This is a genomic window from Acidithiobacillus ferridurans (assembly GCF_003966655.1).
Lineage (GTDB): Bacteria > Pseudomonadota > Gammaproteobacteria > Acidithiobacillales > Acidithiobacillaceae > Acidithiobacillus > Acidithiobacillus ferridurans.
In genome coordinates this window covers 2,850,245-2,868,301 of the sequence record NZ_AP018795.1, presented here as the reverse complement: position 1 = coordinate 2,868,301, position 18,057 = coordinate 2,850,245, and the positions used below count along the sequence as shown (strand labels likewise).

Here is an 18,057-nt window from a genome sequence, read left to right as displayed (position 1 = left end):
GGTAGAAATCTTGGAAGACGTACAGGGTCGTGCCGACCCACGTGCCATCGCCATCCAGCAGGTGGGTATCCGCGCCGTGCGCCATCCTATGCAGATCCAGGATCGTGACGGAATCACGCAGCCTACGATCGCCCGATGCAACATGTATGTGAGCCTGCCTGCCCATCTAAAGGGTACCCACATGTCTCGCTTCATCGAGATCCTCAATGCCCAGGAAGGCTCCTTTAGTGTCGAAGGCTTCGGCGCTGTGGTCGAGGAGATGCGGCAACGTCTGGAGGCGGATTCGGCGCGGCTGGAGATGCACTTTCCGTTCTTTATCGAAAAGACCGCCCCCGTCTCCGGGGTCAGGAGCATGCTGGACTATGAGGTGAAACTAGCGGGAGAAATTACTCCGGCAGGTTATCGTCTGACCATAGGAGTCATGGTGCCGGTTACCAGTCTTTGCCCCTGCTCCAAAAGTATCTCGGAATATGGCGCCCACAACCAGCGGGCCCATGTTTGGGTCCATGTGCGTACCTGTGAAACCGTCTGGATCAGGGATATCATTGACCTGATCGAGGCGGAGGCCTCCTGCGAGCTTTACGGCCTGCTGAAACGTCCCGATGAAAAATATGTTACGGAATATGCGTATGACCACCCCAAATTTGTGGAAGATATGGTGCGAGATGTCGCGCTGCGGCTGCAGGAAGACTCGCGCGTGCAGTGGTTTTCGGTTTCTTCCGAAAACTTCGAGTCGATTCACAATCATTCTGCTTATGCCATGATTGAAATGGAAAAATAGCTCATGGCCGGAAGCAGCATCGGCGAGTGTTTCCGAGTCAGCACCTTTGGCGAGAGTCACGGCCCGGCTATCGGTTGCATCGTCGATGGCTGCCCACCGGGCATGACGCTCAGCGCAGCCGATATTCAAACCGAACTGGATCGCCGTCGTCCCGGTCAGTCGCGCCATACCACCCAGCGTCAGGAAGCGGATCAGGTCGAGATTCTCTCCGGTGTCTTTGCGGGCCTGACCACCGGCACGCCCATTGGACTGCTGATTCGCAACACGGACCAACGCTCGCAGGATTATAGCAAAATCAAGGAGCTGTTTCGTCCTGGTCATGCGGATTATACCTACTTGCAGAAATACGGCTTGCGCGACTATAGAGGGGGAGGGCGCTCCTCGGCGCGGGAAACGGCGATGCGGGTCGCCGCCGGGGCCATCGCCCGCAAGTTTCTGCGCGAGCGTCTTGGCGTGAACATCCAGGCGTGGATGGCGCAGATGGGCCCTATCCACGCCGAGGACTTTGATGCGGCGGAAATCTCCCACAATGATTTCTTTTGTCCAGATGCCAGGGCTGCGATCCGGATGGCCGACTTTCTGGATGCCCTGCGTAAAGAGGGGGATTCTATTGGCGCGCGAGTGGATGCGCGGGTTTCCGGCATGCCGGTTGGGCTCGGTGAACCGGTATTTGATCGCCTGGAAGCGGATGTCGCCAAGGCGATGATGAGCATCAACGCGGTCAAGGCGATAGCCGTGGGTGACGGTTTCGCAGTGGTAGAGCAGCGGGGCAGCTATCATGGAGATGCCATGGCCGCCACGGGGTTCCAGAGCAATCATGCCGGTGGTGTTCTCGGCGGTATTTCTTCCGGGCAGGATCTTACGCTGTCCGTGGCCATCAAGCCGACCTCCAGTATTCGTATCCCGCGACAAAGTATTGATGTACATGGTCGCCCGGCCGAGGTGATCACCACCGGTCGCCATGATCCCTGTGTCGGCATTCGTGCCGTCCCCATCGTCGAAGCCATGCTGGCGCTGGTGATTATGGACCATTGGATGCGCCACCGCGCCCAGAACGCCGACGTGCAGACGCCACTGCCCCCCATCCCTACCTAAGGTATGCAGGCAGACCGGGAAGGGGGCTGGCTTGCCGCCTTCTATTTCCTGTATTTTTGCGCGCTGGGGGCGTTTATGCCCTACTGGGGTCCATGGCTGCATGCCCAGGGCCAGGGCCCTCTGGCGATCGGAATTCTCACCGCGGCCGTGCAGTTCAGTAAGGTGCTGGCGCCCAACCTCTGGGGCTGGCTGGCGCATTTCTGGGGAAGCCGGCGGATCGTCCCCTACGCGGCGCTGATTACCGCAGCGGGCTTCCTTGCCCTGGGGTTGGCCCACGGTAACTTTTCGGCCTTGCTGCTGATCACGCTGACTTTTTCCTTCTTCTGGGCAGCAACGCTACCCCTGGTGGATGCTACCACCATGGACTGGGCGCAACGCTGCGGTACCGCCTATGGGCGTATTCGACTCTGGGGTTCCCTTGGGTTTATCGCCTTGTCACTGGGCATGGGCGGGCTGCTTGCCCACTGGGGAATGACCGCGTTTTTGCCGGGTATCGCCATTTTTCTGGTGGCGGCATGGGGAGCGAGCCGTTATCTGCCCTATGGTACGCTGCCAGACGCCAATGCGCCGCGCCCCCGCCTCAGCAGCACACTACGCCATATCAGTCTCTGGTTTTTCCTGCTGGCGGGTCTACTGGAACAGGCCAGTCACGGGGCCTATTACGCCTTTTATTCTATCTATGCGGAACAGCATGGCCTGGGCAGTGCCGCAATCGGGATGCTGTGGGGTTTTGCCGTACTCTGCGAGGTGGCCTTTTTCTGGTGGGGCGATCGTCTTGTCCGGCGCCTCGGCGTACCACTGGTTTTCACTGGCGCCTTCGTGCTGACCGCTCTGCGCTGGGGCGTGATCGCCTGGTGGCCGGGGTTGGTGTGGATCATACTCGTGCAAAGCCTCCATGCGGCCAGCTATGCAGCCTTCCATCTGGCGGCGGTACACTGGGTATCGGGGCGCTTCCCCGGCGCTTTGCGCGCCCGGGGTATGGCGCTCTATGCCAGCGTCGTTTACGGATTGGGCGGAGGGCTGGGAGCCCTGGGGGCGGGCTGGACCTGGGCTCACTGGGGCGGGCAGAATACCTTTGCCGCAGCGTCGGCGCTGGCGCTCTTTGGGGGAGTATTCCTGATCCAGGCATTACGGCCGGCACCCACTCTTGAAAAAGAGGCCGATTAATCCCATTTCCTGAGCAACACAACCCACGGGAGCCACTCCATGCGTACCGATAAACTAACTACCAAATTCCAACAGGCTTTTCAGGATGCCCAGAGTCTTGCGTTGGCGCAGGATCATCAGCAGATGGAGCCCGTCCACTTGCTTGCTGCTTTTCTTGATCAGGAAGGAGGTATCGCTCGGCCGCTCCTGTCAAAAGCCGGCGTGCGGGTCGATGCCCTGCGTAATCAGTTGAATCGCGCGCTGGAGTCCATGCCGAAAGTGCAAGGGAACCCAGGCGAGGTGCAGGTAGGCCGCGATCTCACCAACATGCTCAATCTGGCCGACAAGATAGGCCAGAAGCGCGGTGACACGTATATTTCCACCGAACACTTCCTGCTGGCCTTGATGGACGAAAAGGGTGAGGCCGGGCGCCTCCTGAAAGAGGCGGGCGCCACCACCAAGGATCTGGAACAGGCTGTCCACGATCTGCACGGCGGGGAAAAAATCAATGATGCCAATGCCGAAGAGCAACGGCAGGCGCTGGAGAAATATACCATCGACTACACCGAGCGGGCCAGTCAAGGCAAGCTGGACCCGGTGATCGGACGTGACGATGAAATCCGTCGGACCATTCAGGTATTGCTGCGGCGCAGCAAAAATAATCCGGTGTTGATCGGTGAACCAGGTGTGGGCAAAACCGCTATTGTCGAAGGCTTGGCGCTGCGCCTGATTAATGGCGAAGTGCCGGAATCTTTGCGCGATAAGCGCCTTCTGGGTTTGGACTTGGGGGCACTGATTGCGGGTGCCAAGTTTCGCGGTGAGTTCGAGGAACGTCTGAAGTCTTTATTGAACGATCTGGAGAAGAGTGAGGGTAAAATCATTCTTTTTATTGATGAAATTCATACATTGGTGGGAGCTGGCAAAGCCGAGGGCTCCATGGACGCAGGCAATATGCTCAAGCCGGCGCTGGCGCGCGGCGAGTTACATTGCATCGGTGCCACCACACTGGATGAATATCGTAAATATATTGAAAAAGATGCGGCGCTGGAACGACGTTTTCAGCGGGTGCTGGTGGATGAACCCAGTGTGGAAGACGCCATCGCTATTTTGCGCGGCCTGAAAGAACGCTATGAAGCTCATCACGGGGTACGCATTACCGATCCGGCACTGGTCGCTGCAGTACAGCTTTCACACCGCTATATCACCGACCGTAATCTGCCTGACAAAGCCATAGATTTGATGGACGAAGCAGCCTCCCGCATTAAGATGGAAATCGATTCCAAACCTCAGGAACTGGATGAACTAGAGCGCCGCATCATTCAGTTGAACATCGAGCGCGTGGCACTGGAGAAGGAGAAGGATGAAGCCAGCCGTAAGCGCCTGGATATCCTGCAGGCCCAAATCAACGAGTCAGATCGCAAATATCAGGAGCTGGAAGAAATTTGGAAAGGCGAAAAGCTGGCTATCGAAGGCACTTCTCTGATTCAGAAAGAACTGGACCGAAAGCGCGTCGAGCTCGATACGGCGCGTCGTGCCAACGACTTGGAGCGTATGGCGGAACTGCAATACAGCTCTATTCCGGCATTGGAAGCTCAGCTCCATGCTGCGGAAACTCGTGCGCAATCAGCAGGTTCAGGCGCTAAACCTACCTTGTTGCGTACCGAGGTGGGTGAGGAGGAAATCGCCGAAGTGGTGGCCCGCTGGACCGGCATTCCTGTCTCCAAAATGTTGGAGGGCGAAAAAGAAAAACTCCTCAAGATGGAGGAGCGTCTGCAGGCGCGGGTAGTGGGCCAGAGCGAGGCGGTGGCCGCGGTATCCAACGCCATTCGTCGCTCCCGGGCAGGGCTGTCTGACCCCAAGCGCCCCAACGGCTCTTTTCTCTTCCTCGGCCCCACGGGCGTCGGTAAAACAGAGTTGACCAAGGCCCTAGCCGAATTCCTCTTCGACAGTGAAGACCATCTAGTGCGCATCGACATGAGCGAATTCATGGAGAAGCATTCGGTAGCACGGCTCATTGGCGCGCCTCCGGGATATGTGGGTTATGAAGAAGGCGGCTATCTCACTGAAGCGGTGCGGCGCAAACCATACTCGGTCGTATTGCTGGACGAGGTGGAGAAGGCCCACCCGGAAGTTTTCAATATCCTTCTGCAGGTACTGGATGACGGTCGGCTCACCGATGGCCAGGGGCGCACGGTAGATTTCCGCAATACCGTCATCGTCATGACTTCCAACCTCGGCTCCGACCGAATTCAGGAATTCAGTCGCAAAGGGGACTATGACGGTATGCGCGTGGCAGTACAGGACGTGGTGCAGGACCACTTCCGCCCGGAGTTCCTCAACCGCATTGATGATCTGGTCATCTTCCATCCTCTCACCGCAGTGCAGCTCCGTGAGATTACCGAGATTCAGATGGGCTTCCTGCGGTCACGCCTGCGCGAGCGGGATATGGATCTGATACTTAGTGATGGCGCACTGGATCGTCTGGCCGAGGTCGGCTATGACCCCGTCTATGGCGCCCGCCCCCTGAAAAGGGTGATTCAGCGGGAGATCGAAAATCCCCTTGCCCAGAAACTCCTGCGAGGTGACTTCGGACCCGGTGAGATTATTGAAGTAGTTCTTGAAGGAGAGAGTTTTACCTTTGTCGGGCAACGGGTACACTGAGCGTGTGCCGCGAAATAGTGGTGGTGTGGCCGATGATACCGGCGTAGAACTGTGACAGGTTCTGCGCCACAGGGATACGTCAGCCGGCGCGCCAGACTTCCCTGTGGTTACCAGGATACGCAAGGTGGGCTCTGCCGGAGCAAGATGGCACCCTAATGACACAGCGCACGCAGTGCGCAGAAGTGCTTATTATCGCTTTACGGTACCCAGGTTCTGCAAGGTGTCCTCGTCTTCCAGCGTGCTCATGTCTTGGGTGACCTCTTCACCACGGGCAATGGAGCGCAACAGGCGGCGCATGATTTTGCCGGAACGGGTTTTGGGCAGAGCGTCGGTGAAACGGATATCGTCGGGTCGGGCGATCGCACCGATCAGTTCGGTCACCTGCGCGCGTAGCGCCGCACCCAGTTCATCACGATCGTCACCCTGATGCTGATGTTTCAGTACAACAAAAGCACAAATAGCCTCTCCTTTGATTTCGTGCGGAATTCCAACGATCGCTGCTTCCGAGACCGCAGGGTGCGCCACCAATGCGGATTCCACCTCCGCCGTACCCAGACGGTGCCCGGAAACATTGAGCACGTCATCGATACGCCCCATCACCCAGAAATAACCATCCGCGTCGCGGCGCGCACTATCTCCGGCAATGTAGTAGCGATTATCAAACCTGGCCCAGTAACTCTCCACATAGCGCTCCGGATTACCCCAGACGCCGCGCAGCATGCCTGGCCACGGCCGATCAATGACCAGATAGCCACCGGCATTGGGGGCGGTGATGGGAGCACCATGGTCATTCACAATGCGCGCGCTGATGCCGGGGAGGGGTAGGGCGCAAGAACCTGGTTTATTGGCTGTCACGCCAGGCAACGGCGCGATCATGTGCCCCCCGGTTTCCGTTTGCCACCAAGTATCGGCTACCGGGCAGCGCTCACCGCCAATATGTTTGTAATACCACATCCAGGCCTCCGGATTCATGGGTTCACCCACCGAACCCAGAAGCCGCAGACTGGAGAGGTCATGGCGCTGCGGCCATTCATCGCCCATTTTCATGAAGGCACGTACCGCCGTAGGGGCGGTATAGAGAATACTCACGCCATGCCGTGCGATCATTTTCCAGAACCGATCCGGTTGCGGATGCATGGGCGCCCCTTCGTAAAGGAAGACGGTGGCACCGTTGGCCAGCGGACCGTAGACGACGTAGCTGTGGCCGGTGATCCAGCCGATGTCGGCGGTGCACCAATACACATCTTCCGGCTTGATATCGAATACCCAGCGAGTGGTGAGCATAGCCCAGAGCAGATAGCCTGCACTGCTGTGGAATACGCCCTTGGGTTTGCCAGTACTACCCGAGGTGTAAAGAATGAAGAGCGTATCCTCAGCCTGTATGGGCAGGGCAGGGCAGTCGGCACTCACGTCGGCGACAGCATCCTCCCACCAGATATCGCGGCCCTCCTGCATGTCGATATCCGCCCCGGTACGGCGCAGGACAATGACGTGCCGTACGGAATGTTCATGCTCGCGCAGCAGAGCCTGATCCGCATGGCGTTTGAGTGGCACCACCTTTCCTGCACGCCAGGCTCCATCGGCGGTGATCAGCACCTTGGCATCCGTGTCCTCCAGACGGTCCTTGAGGGCCTCCGCCGAGAATCCGCCAAATACCACGGTATGGATTGCCCCAATCCGCGCGCAGGCAAGCATGGCGACGATCGCTTCCGGCACCATGGGCATGTAGATCGCGACCCGATCCCCCTTTTGCACCCCCTGATGTTTGAGCGCATTGGCAAAAAGGCTGATTTCCCGATGCAGTTGTGCGTAGGTCACGGTCCGCACACTGCCATCCTCGCCCTCCCATATCAATGCTGCTTTATGGCGTGTGGCACCCTGCAAGTGCCGATCCACGCAGTTGTACGCTACATTGAGTTGACCATCGCCGAACCAGCGATAGAAGGGTGCCTGATCCACTTCCAGCACACGCTGAAACGGGACATCCCAGTCCAGATGTTGACGCGCTAGATCCCCCCAAAAACTCTCGGGGTTTTCTGTCGCTTGCCGGGTTAGGCGAGCGAAGGTTTCGGCATCCATATTGGCCTGATCGGCAAAATGGGCGGGAACAGGGAAGGATCGTGTTTCGGATAAGGCAGAGTCTATAGATGTCGGCATAAAAAGTACCTGGTGAAGTGGTTTATACGGTTGAACAGGCGTTCGCAAACATAGCACCGCACACACATTGTTGCCACTCCACCGTGCCCAAAACCTTACACCGCCGCTGCTTCCTGTACTATATTGCCTTCCAGCACGTAGAGTTCAGCTTGGGTAAGTGCCGCAGGCGTCCCAAATAACACCAGCACGTCCCCAGGTTGCAGCACCGTATCGGGAGACGGTTCACGTCCGCGGATTCCGTGGCGTCGTACGGCCACTACGACCACTCCAAAACTGGTGAGGTTCAGCTCGCGCAGGCTGAGATGGAGGGCAAAAGCGGTTTCACCTAGCGCAATGGAAGCCAGCCGCGCCGAACCCTGGTCTTCACCGGGTTCGGAACTCCCCCAGAACGCTCCCCGGAAGAACTGATAACGCTCTTGCCGGAAACGTCGCACTCGACGCAGCACCGTGCTGATTGGGAAACCGATCAGCAACAAGGCCTGTGAGGCCAGCATCAGAGCGCCTTCGGTTACTTCCGGCACGACCTCATCAGCGCCGGCGGCCTCCAGTCTCTCCAACTGGCTGTCGTCGTGGGCCCGCACGACGACTGGCAAGTCCGGGCGTAGTTCCTTGATAATGGACAGGACCCTCTGGCTAGAGGTAACGTTCGCATACGTAATGACTACAGCCCGTGCAGAAAAAATGCCTGCCGCCTGCAACACATCGCGACGACTGGCGTCGCCATAAAAAATGGACTCGCCCGCCGACTGCGCCTGGCGCACCCGTACCGGGTCCAGATCGAGCGCCACAAAGGGGATACCCTCTTCTTCCAGAACCCGCCCCACACTCTGTCCTACCCGCCCATAGCCGCAGAGCACAACATGAGCCTGCAAATTTGCCGAACGGATATCCGCCAGTTGCTGATCACGATGGTGGCGATAGCTGCCCACCATTTGACGGGTCAACCATCCATTACGCTCCACCAGAACAGGTGCGAGCATCATGGACAGGAGCATGCCGCCGAGAACCGGTTGCAGCACATGGGCAGGTAACAATTGGTACTGGTTGGCTAACGCCAGCAACACGAAACCAAACTCACCCGCCTGAGCCAGTACAATGGCTGAGCGCAACGCCACGCCCGACTCATAACCGAAAAGACGTGCGAGCCCCCAGACCAGCGCGCCCTTGAGCAGTAGAATCATGGCCAGCACGACGATGACCCAGCCCAGATTCGCCCACCACGCCGGCAAATCCACGAGCATGCCAATGGTAACGAAAAAAAGACCCAGCAAAATATCGCGAAAAGGCGCGATATCCGCTTCCACCTGGTAGCGGTAAGCCGTCTCGGAAATCAGCATCCCCGCTACAAAAGCACCCAGTGCCAGCGATAGCCCCGCCTGTTCGGTAATCCACGCGAGCCCGAGGGTCACCAGTAACACGTTGAGCATGAACAGCTCTGTCGACTTTCGATTGGCCACGAGCTGAAACCAGGGTCGCATCACCGGCCGCCCGACCACCAGCAGGACCAACAGTACCAGCACCGCCTTCAGTCCGGCCATGGCGAGGTCATCTGCCAGATCGTCGGTCGAACCGGCAAGCGCGGGGATCAGAATCAGTAACGGGACTACGGCGAGATCCTGGAACAGCAGCACACTTACGGCGATACGTCCATGCCGGGTCTGTATTTCCATTTTTTCGGCTAGCGCCCGCACCACCATGGCAGTGGACGACATGGCCAAAATTCCACCGAGGATTACCCCCGTCTTCCAGGAAAGCGGGATGAGCAACGCGATGCCGACAAAGACCAGACTGGTCAGAACGACCTGCGCCAGTCCCATGCCAAATACCAGACGGCGCATACTCAGGAACTGCGCTAGACTGAATTCCAAGCCGATGGTAAACATCAGAAAAACCACCCCGAAGGCGGCAAGCTGTCGGGTGCTGGCAAGATCGGGCACTACGGCCAGGGCGTGCGGACCCAGAATGACACCTGTCAAAAGATATGCAAAGACTGCCGGCAGACGCAGGTGGCGCAGAAAGCCAACCAGCAGCACTCCGGTAGCCAAAAGCAGGATGATCGTCAACAGGCCATGGTCTTGCATGTTCCTCCTCGGACATGGCAGTGCCCGTCTATAGGGCACTATCTGATTTTTGCAGCAGGAATAGGGCAGGTGTGAGCCTGGGGAAAGAGCAGGGTGATGGCACCTTATAGGAAGGTGCCTGCTTTCTGTTATCATAGCCGCAAAAGGAGGAGTACGCATGTATATCGTCACTGGCGGGGCCGGTTTTATCGGCGCCAATCTCGTGCAGGCCCTCAATCAACGGGGCATTACGGATATTCTCGTCGTCGACCATCTGAGCCGCGCCGACAAGTTTCTCAATCTCACCGATCTGGAAATTGCCGACTACATGGAGGCAGAGGCTTTTCTTCGGCTGATAGAGAACAAGCATCTGAAGGGTGTCGACGCCGTTTTCCATGAAGGCGCATGCTCCGATACGATGGCGACGGATGGCCGTTATGTTATGGAAAACAACTTCACTTTCAGCAAAATACTGCTGCATTGGTGCCAACATCATGACGTTCCGTTCCTATACGCCTCCAGTGCCTCGGTCTACGGTATGACTGGTATCTTTGTCGAGGAGCGCTACGCCGAATCGCCCCTCAACATCTACGGATTCAGCAAATTTCAGTTCGACCAGTATCTCCGGCAGATCTGGACGGATTTGCGGGCGCCGGTACATGGCTTTCGTTACTTTAACGTCTACGGTCCACGCGAGTTTCACAAAAACCGCATGGCCTCAGTAGCGCTGCATTTTTATAACCAATATCGGCTGGACAACCATGTTCGCCTGTTTGCCGGGTCTGGCAGCTATGCCGATGGTGAACAACGGCGTGATTTCATATATATAGACGATGTGGTTTCCGTCAATATGCATTTCCTGGATCACCCGCACAGCGGAATTTACAATGTAGGCACAGGACAGGCGCAGAGTTTCAACGAGATGGCGGTCGCCGTCATCAATAGCCTGGAGCGCCGTGCAAACCGCGCGACACTAACCTTGCCCGCACTGCAGAAAACGCAGACCATTCGTTATGTCAACATGCCCGAAGCCCTGAATGGTAAGTACCAGAGCTTCACCCAGGCGGAAATCAGCAAACTGCGTGATGCAGGATATGACAAACCCTTTCTGACTGTGGGACAGGGGGTGGATCGCTATGTGCAATGGCTCACGGAACGGGCGACCTGATGGAAGGCAGAATACTAATTACCGGCGCTGCGGGTTTTGTGGGTTTTCATCTGGCGCGTCGTCTGTTGGCCGATGGATGGGTTGTCAGCGCGATAGACAACCTCAATGATTACTACGATCCCGGCCTGAAACGCGGCCGTCTGGCGCAACTGGAGGGACACCCAGCCTTCCAGTTTCAACCTCTGGATCTGGCCGATCGCGAGGGTATGCAGACGCTTTTCGCAGGCCCCCACTTTGATGCCGTCGTCAACCTCGCGGCTCAGGCAGGGGTGCGGCACTCCCTGAAAGCACCGCACAGTTACGTGGACAGTAATGTCGTTGGTTTTCTGAATGTGCTGGAGGGCTGCCGGGCGCAAGGTGTCGGTCATCTGCTTTTCGCTTCTTCCAGTTCGGTGTACGGTGCCAACAATCGTTTGCCTTACAGTGTCCACGACCCGGTAGATCATCCGGTCAGCCTTTATGCGGCCACCAAGCGAGCGGGTGAGCTCATGGCGCACAGCTACGCTCATCTTTATGGTATTCCCAGTACTGGATTGCGGTTTTTTACAGTCTATGGCCCTTGGGGGCGTCCCGATATGGCCTATTTCAGTTTTACGCAGAAAATCCTGGCCGGGCAGCCCATCCCCGTATTCAACCACGGCCAGATGCAGCGCGATTACACTTATATTGATGACGTCATCGAAGGGGTGGCGCGGCTCATTCCACATGCGCCAGAAGCGCAGGATATCTGGCCGGAAGACCCTGCAAGCAGTGCCGCCCCCTTCTGCATTCAGAATATCGGCAACCACACACCCGTTGCACTCACGGACTTTATCCACATTCTGGAGGAGTGCCTCGGTAAGTCCGCGCAAATTGAATGGCTTCCCATGCAGGATGGTGACGTGGTGGCTACCTATGCCGACGTTACCGCGTTACAGGAGAGCGTGGGATTTGCCCCGGACACCCCTTTACGGGCAGGCCTCCAGCGCTTTGTAACCTGGTATCGCCAGTACTACGGCTGACAGCCCGACATTTTTAGAAACCGGGGTAGCTCCATGAATAGACGCGCGCATCAACCACTGCACCTGCTTAGCCGGACGGAGTTTTTGTGGCGACAATTACGCTATGCCGGTGCTGCCCTGGGTTTTATGCTGCTTTCACTGGGAATGGGCATGCTGGGCTATCATCTGTTGGCGCATATCGACTGGATCAATAGCCTGCTCAATGCGAGCATGATTCTGAGCGGTATGGGGCCCGTTGCCAGTTTGCATGGTACCGGCGCGAAACTCTTCGCCAGCGCCTATGCCTTATACTCAGGGGTGGTCTACCTGGCGGTATCTGCAGTGCTTTTATACCCATTGGTGGAACGACTTATGAAAATCCTGCACCTCCAGGCACTTCATACACCGTCTCCGGTACAGGAAAAACACCTCCCGGAACGCTCGGAAGACGAGCTATAACCGGGAGGTGTCGACCAGCACACAGAACCAAGACACGCCATCAAGGGCGTCCTATTCAGTGTGCGGTTTTTCCAGGCTGATATACGGAGGAGGTCGCGGAGGCGGCGATGTCAGCGGCCTTCTCTTCGATCCAGCTACGGCTGGACCGGAAACTCAACCAGGATTTTCCCTCGTAGTCATATAACTTGCATTCCTTGAAGATACGCCGAATCTCAAAAAAGCCGAAACGCGTTTCATGAATGTACTGGCCGTACTCCGCACGTAAATCTTCGTAAGCCCCCTTCAGGCGATAGAAGGGTATCCGTGGGTCAACGTGGTGCGGTGTGTGGATCAGGATGTTATGGATCAGGTACTCGCTGACCTTGGAGCAACGGACGATTATGCTGCAATAAAGCTGGCCAATACTCTGGCTCCATTCCTCTTTTTCCGAGAAAAATGGCACGTTGGGGTGCGTGTGGTGGAGAAAGACAAACAGCGCGATGTAATAGTTGAATACCAGGAAAGGCAGTATAACGGCGGCTATGATGCCCATTGGACCGGATATCCAGTATGCCAACGCGGAAAAACTTATAAAAAACACCAGCGTTATCATCTTGCTATAGAAAAATGGCCAACGATCTTTGTTTTTGGCGTCTACTTTGAAACGGACCATGCCCGGCCACCAGATCCGCAACAAGTAGTGCAGCGCGCAAGTATAAGGGCTGCGTTCCAACCGATAGATCATCTTCTGCCAGACCGTTTTGCTTCTGTACTCCTGCGGAGTCCAGGGGCGCCATACCCAGTCGATGGTGCTCAGGCTGGTAAAGCCATGATGCACCCGATTGTGCCCAAAGGCCCAGAGGCGGTACATGTTCAGCGACGGCAGCATGAAAATGGTGCCCAGGATTTCGGCAGTGCGCTTGCTCTGGAAGAGGGCGCCGTGCGCTGCGTCGTGTGCCCAGACGAACATGGATGCCACCGCCGACCCCGCAAGGAGTCCAAATAACAGCTTGAGCCACCAAGGCCCAGCGAGAAGGGCGCCGGTGATGGCGGAGAGGTAGAAAATTGCGTCAAACATGTACCACGCGAGGGCGATGCCTGTTGATCGCTGGTAGCGTTCCGGCCGAATCACGTCCCGGATGGTTTGCAGCTTGACGGGGCGCAATGCCTCGAAGTCAGCATGGGAAGAGGTAAGTGGCATAGCAATGTACTCCTTGGCAAATCCATGTTCACCGCATTATAGTATACCCGCATATCCTGTTATACAACCGGATTATAGAATCCGGGGGCGAAGCAAACCATGCCGTACCTGCCGGGTACCGTCGAGGGTGTACGATGCTGATCTTCTCCTCTGCCGGTAGGGTGCTGGGAACTGTTTGGCACAAGGGAAATTAGTGCTACCATTATGAAGTCATTTGCGCTATACCATTTAGCTACTGACGCGGTCATCCTGTAAAACCTACGTAAGGAGAGTTAAAACATGTTGGATATTGCCAAGATCAAGCCTGTTGCCCGGATCATTCTTGTTGCAGGCGCCATCGCGCTTGCCTCAGCTTGCGCCAAGAAGGAAGAGTCCACTACTGCATCTAGCAGCAGCGCCACTGAGTCTGCTGCCCCGGCGACCACCACCACCGAGTCTGCCGCTCCTGCGGCCACCGACAATACCGGCAGCAGCGCCATGGCACCAATGGAATCCGCAGCACCTAGTGCCAGCGCTACCAGCAGCGACACTTCTTCCGCGAGCTGATTCGGCACTCCACAGGTCTATACGGGCTCGTTCAAAGCTGGACATCGGGAGCGCGCTACATTGGTGAGTTTGGTATGAAGCCAGTTGTGCGTTTTCTGATGCTAGTCGGCGTCATCAGTCTCGCCACCGCTTGTGCCAGGAAGGACGGATCTGCTACTGCGCAGGTTGGTAGTTCTACGGGCAGTCCGGTGGCGGACAGCAGGCAGAGTTCTGGAACTGCCCGGACTGATGGGCATGGTGGAAGTGTGGCGCCGCCTGGGCTTGACGAGCGAAAAGGAGATAAGCACCTTGTTGAGGTGTTGACCACGGCGCGGTCGCTGGCGGAAGCCAAGGGCTGTTTCTCCTGTCATCAGGTAGATACCAAAGTCCTCGGGCCCGCTTTTGCTTGGGTCGCCTACCGCTATCAGCGCGATCCCAAGGCGGTAGCAACGTTAAAGTACGCTATTGAGCACGGCGTGTCCGGAGTATGGGGTTCCATGCCTATGCCGGCGCAGAGCGTGACTCCCGTGGAAGCCGAGGAATTGGTTTCATGGGTGTTAGCGCAAAGGCCTGTCGCTCCCCCAAAATCTAATTAGTGGACTTCTTTTGGTCGTCTAACCCCCCGCTTTGCGGGGGTTTTTTATATCTGGATGAACATTGCGGAAAAAATTTAAGACATTCAGATGGATTTCCAGCACCTATTACGCGGAAGGGTTGCCCTATTCGCTGGTGCAACAGGTGTCCGTACAGTTTTTTACCTATGCAGGCGCCAGCTTGCAGGTTATCGGATTGCTCTCGTTTTTCGGGCTTCCCTGGAATTTAAAACTGTTCTGGAGCCCCTTGATCGATCTTTTCGCGGACAAAAAGCGTTGGCTTGTGGTGATGGAAATCGTCTTGGGTGGCGTGGCCGCTTTGCTGATCTGGCCGGCACAGCACCTGAATCTGGACCTCGCCGCCAAAATTTTTATGTTAATGGCCTTCCTGTCGGCCACCCATGATATGTCCGTAGACGGGTATTATATCCAGACACTTAGCCCATCCGATCAGGCGGCTTTTTCCGGATTGCGGGTTGCAGCCTATCGGGTTGCCATGCTGGTTGGAAACGGCGTGCTGGTTATTATCGCCGGGTGGATATCCTGGATCGCCTGTTTTTTAACTGCGGCGGCGATGATATGGGGATTGGCGGCTTTTCATCAGCGCGCACTGCCGCCATCGCCCCCGTCCACAAGCCACAAAGGACGCCATTGGCACGCCGCGCGCGAAGCTTTCACCACCTACATGCAGCAACCAGGGATTCTTTGGGCACTGGCCTTTATCCTGCTTTTTCGCGCGGGCGACGCCATGATGGCGGCGATGGTGACTCCGTTTCTCAGTCATTTGGGCTACGGCCTCGTGGCGCGCGGCATTCTCACCGGAACAGTAGGGACGGTGACGACTATCGGAGGCGCTTTGCTGGGCGGTATCATCATATCCCGCTGGGGGTTGCGCCATGCATTGCTGCCGTTGACTTTGATCCAATCCCTGGCGATTCCGGCCTATGCGTGGCTGGCCTGGGTGACACCCTCTGTGTGGTGGGTAGGTGTCACAGTGGCCTTTGAGCAGGCTGCGGCGGGTCTCGGCACTGCCGTTTTGATGGTCTTCCTTATGCAGCGTTGTCAGGGGGATTACCAGGCAACGCATTTTGCTATTGGCTCCGCCCTGATGTCCGTGGCAGCCACGGTTGTCGGCGGATTCAGCGGTTTTCTTGCAGCACAAGTGGGATTTGTGGAATTCTTTCTACTGGCGTTTGCTGCGGCACTACCTAGTTTGTGGCTGGCGCTGCGCATGCCAGCGGTCCTGTTTACAGATCGTCAGGAGTCCATGTCGGGATCGGACCCTATGTAGGGACAAGTCTAATAGTTTCATATAAGTAGAAATTGGAGCGTACGATGCGTTCGGATGGGCGGCAGTGGAAAGGGGATGGAGGTCGGCTATGGCGGCGTTTTTTTGTCGGGATGTTGCCGTTTTTCTGGCTTATACCCGCTGTCGCCGCTACCGGCCACAAGGACGCAAACCCCCAGTTTGGCGACGGCCAATGGAGTATCCTGATTCAGGATATGCAAAAGGGCAGGCCCACTCTGAGCGTGCAGGCAGATCATGGACAACTGCCTGCGTCCGCAGCAAAGCTGCTGACCACAGCGTATATTCTGCACGAACTGGGGCCTGAATCTCGCCAGAAAACTCGGATACTAGCCCAGACTATCGATGATGGCGTAGTGCAGGGGCCCTTGATTTTTCTGGGTGGTGGCGACCCCGATCTTTCCAGTCGTCGCTTCCCGTTTGTCAGAAGAACAGTACGAGATGACCCCATGTACCCTATGCGCATGCTTGCCGCTCAAGTATGGGCGGCGGGTGTTCGCCAAATTCCGGAGGGTATTCTGGCGGATGCCACGTACTTTCCCGCAGATGGCACGCTGCCGGGTTGGATGGAACAGGATCAGCGCTATTGGTATGGCGCACCGATCCATGCACTCATGTTCAACGACGCCATGATCGCGGTACAAATCAAACCGGGGCGGGCCGCGGGGGTACGCACCAACGCCGAGATTATCCCCAACCCAGGAGGACTCATTCGGAACACGGTGATCACAGTTTCGGCGAAGGATCCCATTCGTCTGGTACGTTTGGAAAAATCTGGAAGCGGATATCTATTGACTGGCGCGATTTCCGCCAATGGCGGTATTTTCGCCGCCATGCTGGCGCAGCCAGATCCAGCCTATTTTGCCGCCGCAGCATTGCGACAGGCTTTGGAGGAAAAGGGCATTCTTGTAGGTAATGCTATCCAAGTATTGAACAACAAACGCGGTGCAAAGCAGTCCGGGGAATATGCGCACTATGTCTTATTGGCTAAACACGAGTCACCGCCATTGGTGGAGGAGATCGCGGTGGCCAACAAGGTGAGTGAAAACACCCATGTAGAAGTACTGCTCCGGGATGCGGATCTGGCTCGCGGCGGTGATGGAAGCCGTGCATCGACAATGCAGGGCTTGCACCGTTGGCTTTCTGTGAACGGTATACTGGACACCCAATCTCGACTGATAGATGGCTGCGGATTATCTCGTGAGAATCGCCTCAGCGCCGCAGATCTGGTGCGTATGTTGATGCACTCTTATCGGGAACCCTGGGGGGAATCCTGGCGCGATTCGCTGCCGGTCAGCGCCGAGGATGGAACGCTCCGGCATCGTCTGGGCGCTTTGCCTGCGGGTACGGTGCAAGCCAAAACGGGTACTCTGCGCGATGCGTTGTCCCTCGCTGGTTTTATTCGGAATAACCTCGGCCACCGGCAATATGCGTTTGCCATTTTGGTGGAACATTTCAGAGGGCCCGAAGAGCGTATCCGCAGACGAATGGACGCCCTGGTGCAGCGTGTTGCTCTGGGCGGCCACACTATGTAGAAAGTTTCCACATGTTCAAATTCGCATAATACTTATTATGTAAAGTGAACTTCTTGGGCCGTTTTGAAGTCTGAAGATACGGTGTTATTCCGAAATGCTTAAAGGGAGCGTAATGGCTTATTATCAATCATTCAGCAGTCGGGGGCCTTGGTGGGTGCGTCTGCTCGCGGTGATGGTGGGCATGGTCCTGCTGGTCGGTCTATTCTTTTTTGCCATCTTCGCTGTCATTGCGGTGGCGATGCTCGCGGGCAGTGGGATGCTTTTCCTCTGGTGGCAGCGACGAAAAATGCGCAAGGGAATGCATACGGATATCGTGGTTACGGACTATCGGGAGATTCACCGCCCACGTCCGCCTTTCGATAATCTCCATCGTTGATTATCTTTTCAGGCATCCTGAGACAGTCTGGCCAA

15 protein-coding genes are annotated in these 18,057 nt (G+C 56.7%); 12 read left to right on the top strand and 3 right to left on the bottom strand.

Translation table 11 applies throughout. The features are described 5' to 3' along the window. Window positions 1-10: 10 nt before the first annotated feature. Genes folE2 through clpB form a run of 4 tightly spaced genes read left to right on the top strand, consistent with a single transcriptional unit; the run spans window position 11 to window position 5,683 of the window. Window positions 11-781, top strand: coding sequence for a GTP cyclohydrolase FolE2 (folE2, locus tag AFERRID_RS14770; protein ID WP_225981770.1), 771 nt, complete (start codon window positions 11-13; stop codon window positions 779-781). A gap of 3 nt (window positions 782-784) precedes the next feature. Continuing rightward, window positions 785-1,876, top strand: coding sequence for a chorismate synthase (aroC, locus tag AFERRID_RS14765; protein ID WP_126605613.1), 1,092 nt, complete (start codon window positions 785-787; stop codon window positions 1,874-1,876). Window positions 1,877-1,879: 3 nt separating this feature from the next. Continuing rightward, on the top strand, window positions 1,880-3,043 hold the full coding sequence (locus tag AFERRID_RS14760) for an MFS transporter (protein WP_113525556.1): 1,164 nt from the start codon (window positions 1,880-1,882) through the stop codon (window positions 3,041-3,043). 39 nt (window positions 3,044-3,082) lie between these two features. Continuing rightward, window positions 3,083-5,683 carry an ATP-dependent chaperone ClpB gene (clpB, locus tag AFERRID_RS14755; protein ID WP_126605612.1) on the top strand — a complete coding sequence of 867 codons (2,601 nt, stop codon included), beginning with the start codon at window positions 3,083-3,085 and terminating at the stop codon, window positions 5,681-5,683. 189 nt (window positions 5,684-5,872) lie between these two features. Here the strand turns inward: clpB and acs are convergent, their stop codons facing one another. Both acs and AFERRID_RS14745 read right to left on the bottom strand, forming a co-directional pair. After that, entirely contained in the window at window positions 5,873-7,840 is a 1,968-nt protein-coding gene (acs, locus tag AFERRID_RS14750; protein ID WP_126605611.1) for an acetate--CoA ligase, read from the bottom strand. A 95-nt stretch (window positions 7,841-7,935) separates the two neighbouring features. Beyond that, entirely contained in the window at window positions 7,936-9,921 is a 1,986-nt protein-coding gene (locus AFERRID_RS14745) for a monovalent cation:proton antiporter family protein (protein WP_113525559.1), read from the bottom strand. Between the two features lie 157 nt (window positions 9,922-10,078). On the opposite strand from AFERRID_RS14745, the gene rfaD reads away from it, so the two are divergent. The 3 genes from rfaD to AFERRID_RS14730 are packed head-to-tail and all read left to right on the top strand — an operon-like array spanning window position 10,079 to window position 12,507. Continuing rightward, window positions 10,079-11,068 (top strand): ADP-glyceromanno-heptose 6-epimerase, encoded by a 990-nt coding sequence (rfaD, locus tag AFERRID_RS14740; protein ID WP_113525560.1) that lies wholly within the window; start codon window positions 10,079-10,081, stop codon window positions 11,066-11,068. Beyond that, a complete protein-coding gene (locus AFERRID_RS14735; RefSeq protein WP_113525561.1) occupies window positions 11,068-12,069 on the top strand; it encodes an NAD-dependent epimerase in 1,002 nt (333 codons plus the stop codon). Before rfaD ends, AFERRID_RS14735 begins: the two co-directional genes overlap by 1 nt. 33 nt (window positions 12,070-12,102) lie before the next feature. Then, window positions 12,103-12,507 (top strand): hypothetical protein, encoded by a 405-nt coding sequence (locus AFERRID_RS14730; RefSeq protein WP_113525562.1) that lies wholly within the window; start codon window positions 12,103-12,105, stop codon window positions 12,505-12,507. Window positions 12,508-12,562: 55 nt separating this feature from the next. On the opposite strand, the gene AFERRID_RS14725 is transcribed toward AFERRID_RS14730, so the two are convergent. Then, window positions 12,563-13,687 (bottom strand): fatty acid desaturase, encoded by a 1,125-nt coding sequence (locus tag AFERRID_RS14725; RefSeq protein ID WP_113525563.1) that lies wholly within the window; start codon window positions 13,685-13,687, stop codon window positions 12,563-12,565. A gap of 279 nt (window positions 13,688-13,966) precedes the next feature. Between AFERRID_RS14725 and AFERRID_RS14720 the strand changes: the two genes are divergently transcribed. The 5 genes from AFERRID_RS14720 to AFERRID_RS14700 all read left to right on the top strand — a co-directional run bounded on the left by AFERRID_RS14720 (window position 13,967) and on the right by AFERRID_RS14700 (window position 18,022). Next, window positions 13,967-14,233, top strand: coding sequence for a hypothetical protein (locus AFERRID_RS14720; RefSeq protein ID WP_113525564.1), 267 nt, complete (start codon window positions 13,967-13,969; stop codon window positions 14,231-14,233). Between the two features lie 74 nt (window positions 14,234-14,307). Continuing rightward, a complete protein-coding gene (locus AFERRID_RS16120) occupies window positions 14,308-14,808 on the top strand; it encodes a c-type cytochrome (RefSeq protein ID WP_226828971.1) in 501 nt (166 codons plus the stop codon). A 61-nt stretch (window positions 14,809-14,869) separates the two neighbouring features. Then, a complete protein-coding gene (locus AFERRID_RS14710; RefSeq protein ID WP_113525565.1) occupies window positions 14,870-16,096 on the top strand; it encodes an MFS transporter in 1,227 nt (408 codons plus the stop codon). Window positions 16,097-16,140: 44 nt separating this feature from the next. After that, complete coding sequence (gene dacB, locus AFERRID_RS14705; RefSeq protein WP_126605610.1) at window positions 16,141-17,646, top strand: D-alanyl-D-alanine carboxypeptidase/D-alanyl-D-alanine endopeptidase; 1,506 nt, start codon at window positions 16,141-16,143, stop codon at window positions 17,644-17,646. 112 nt (window positions 17,647-17,758) lie between these two features. Then, a complete protein-coding gene (locus tag AFERRID_RS14700; RefSeq protein ID WP_113525567.1) occupies window positions 17,759-18,022 on the top strand; it encodes a hypothetical protein in 264 nt (87 codons plus the stop codon). The last annotated feature ends 35 nt before the right edge of the window (window positions 18,023-18,057 follow it).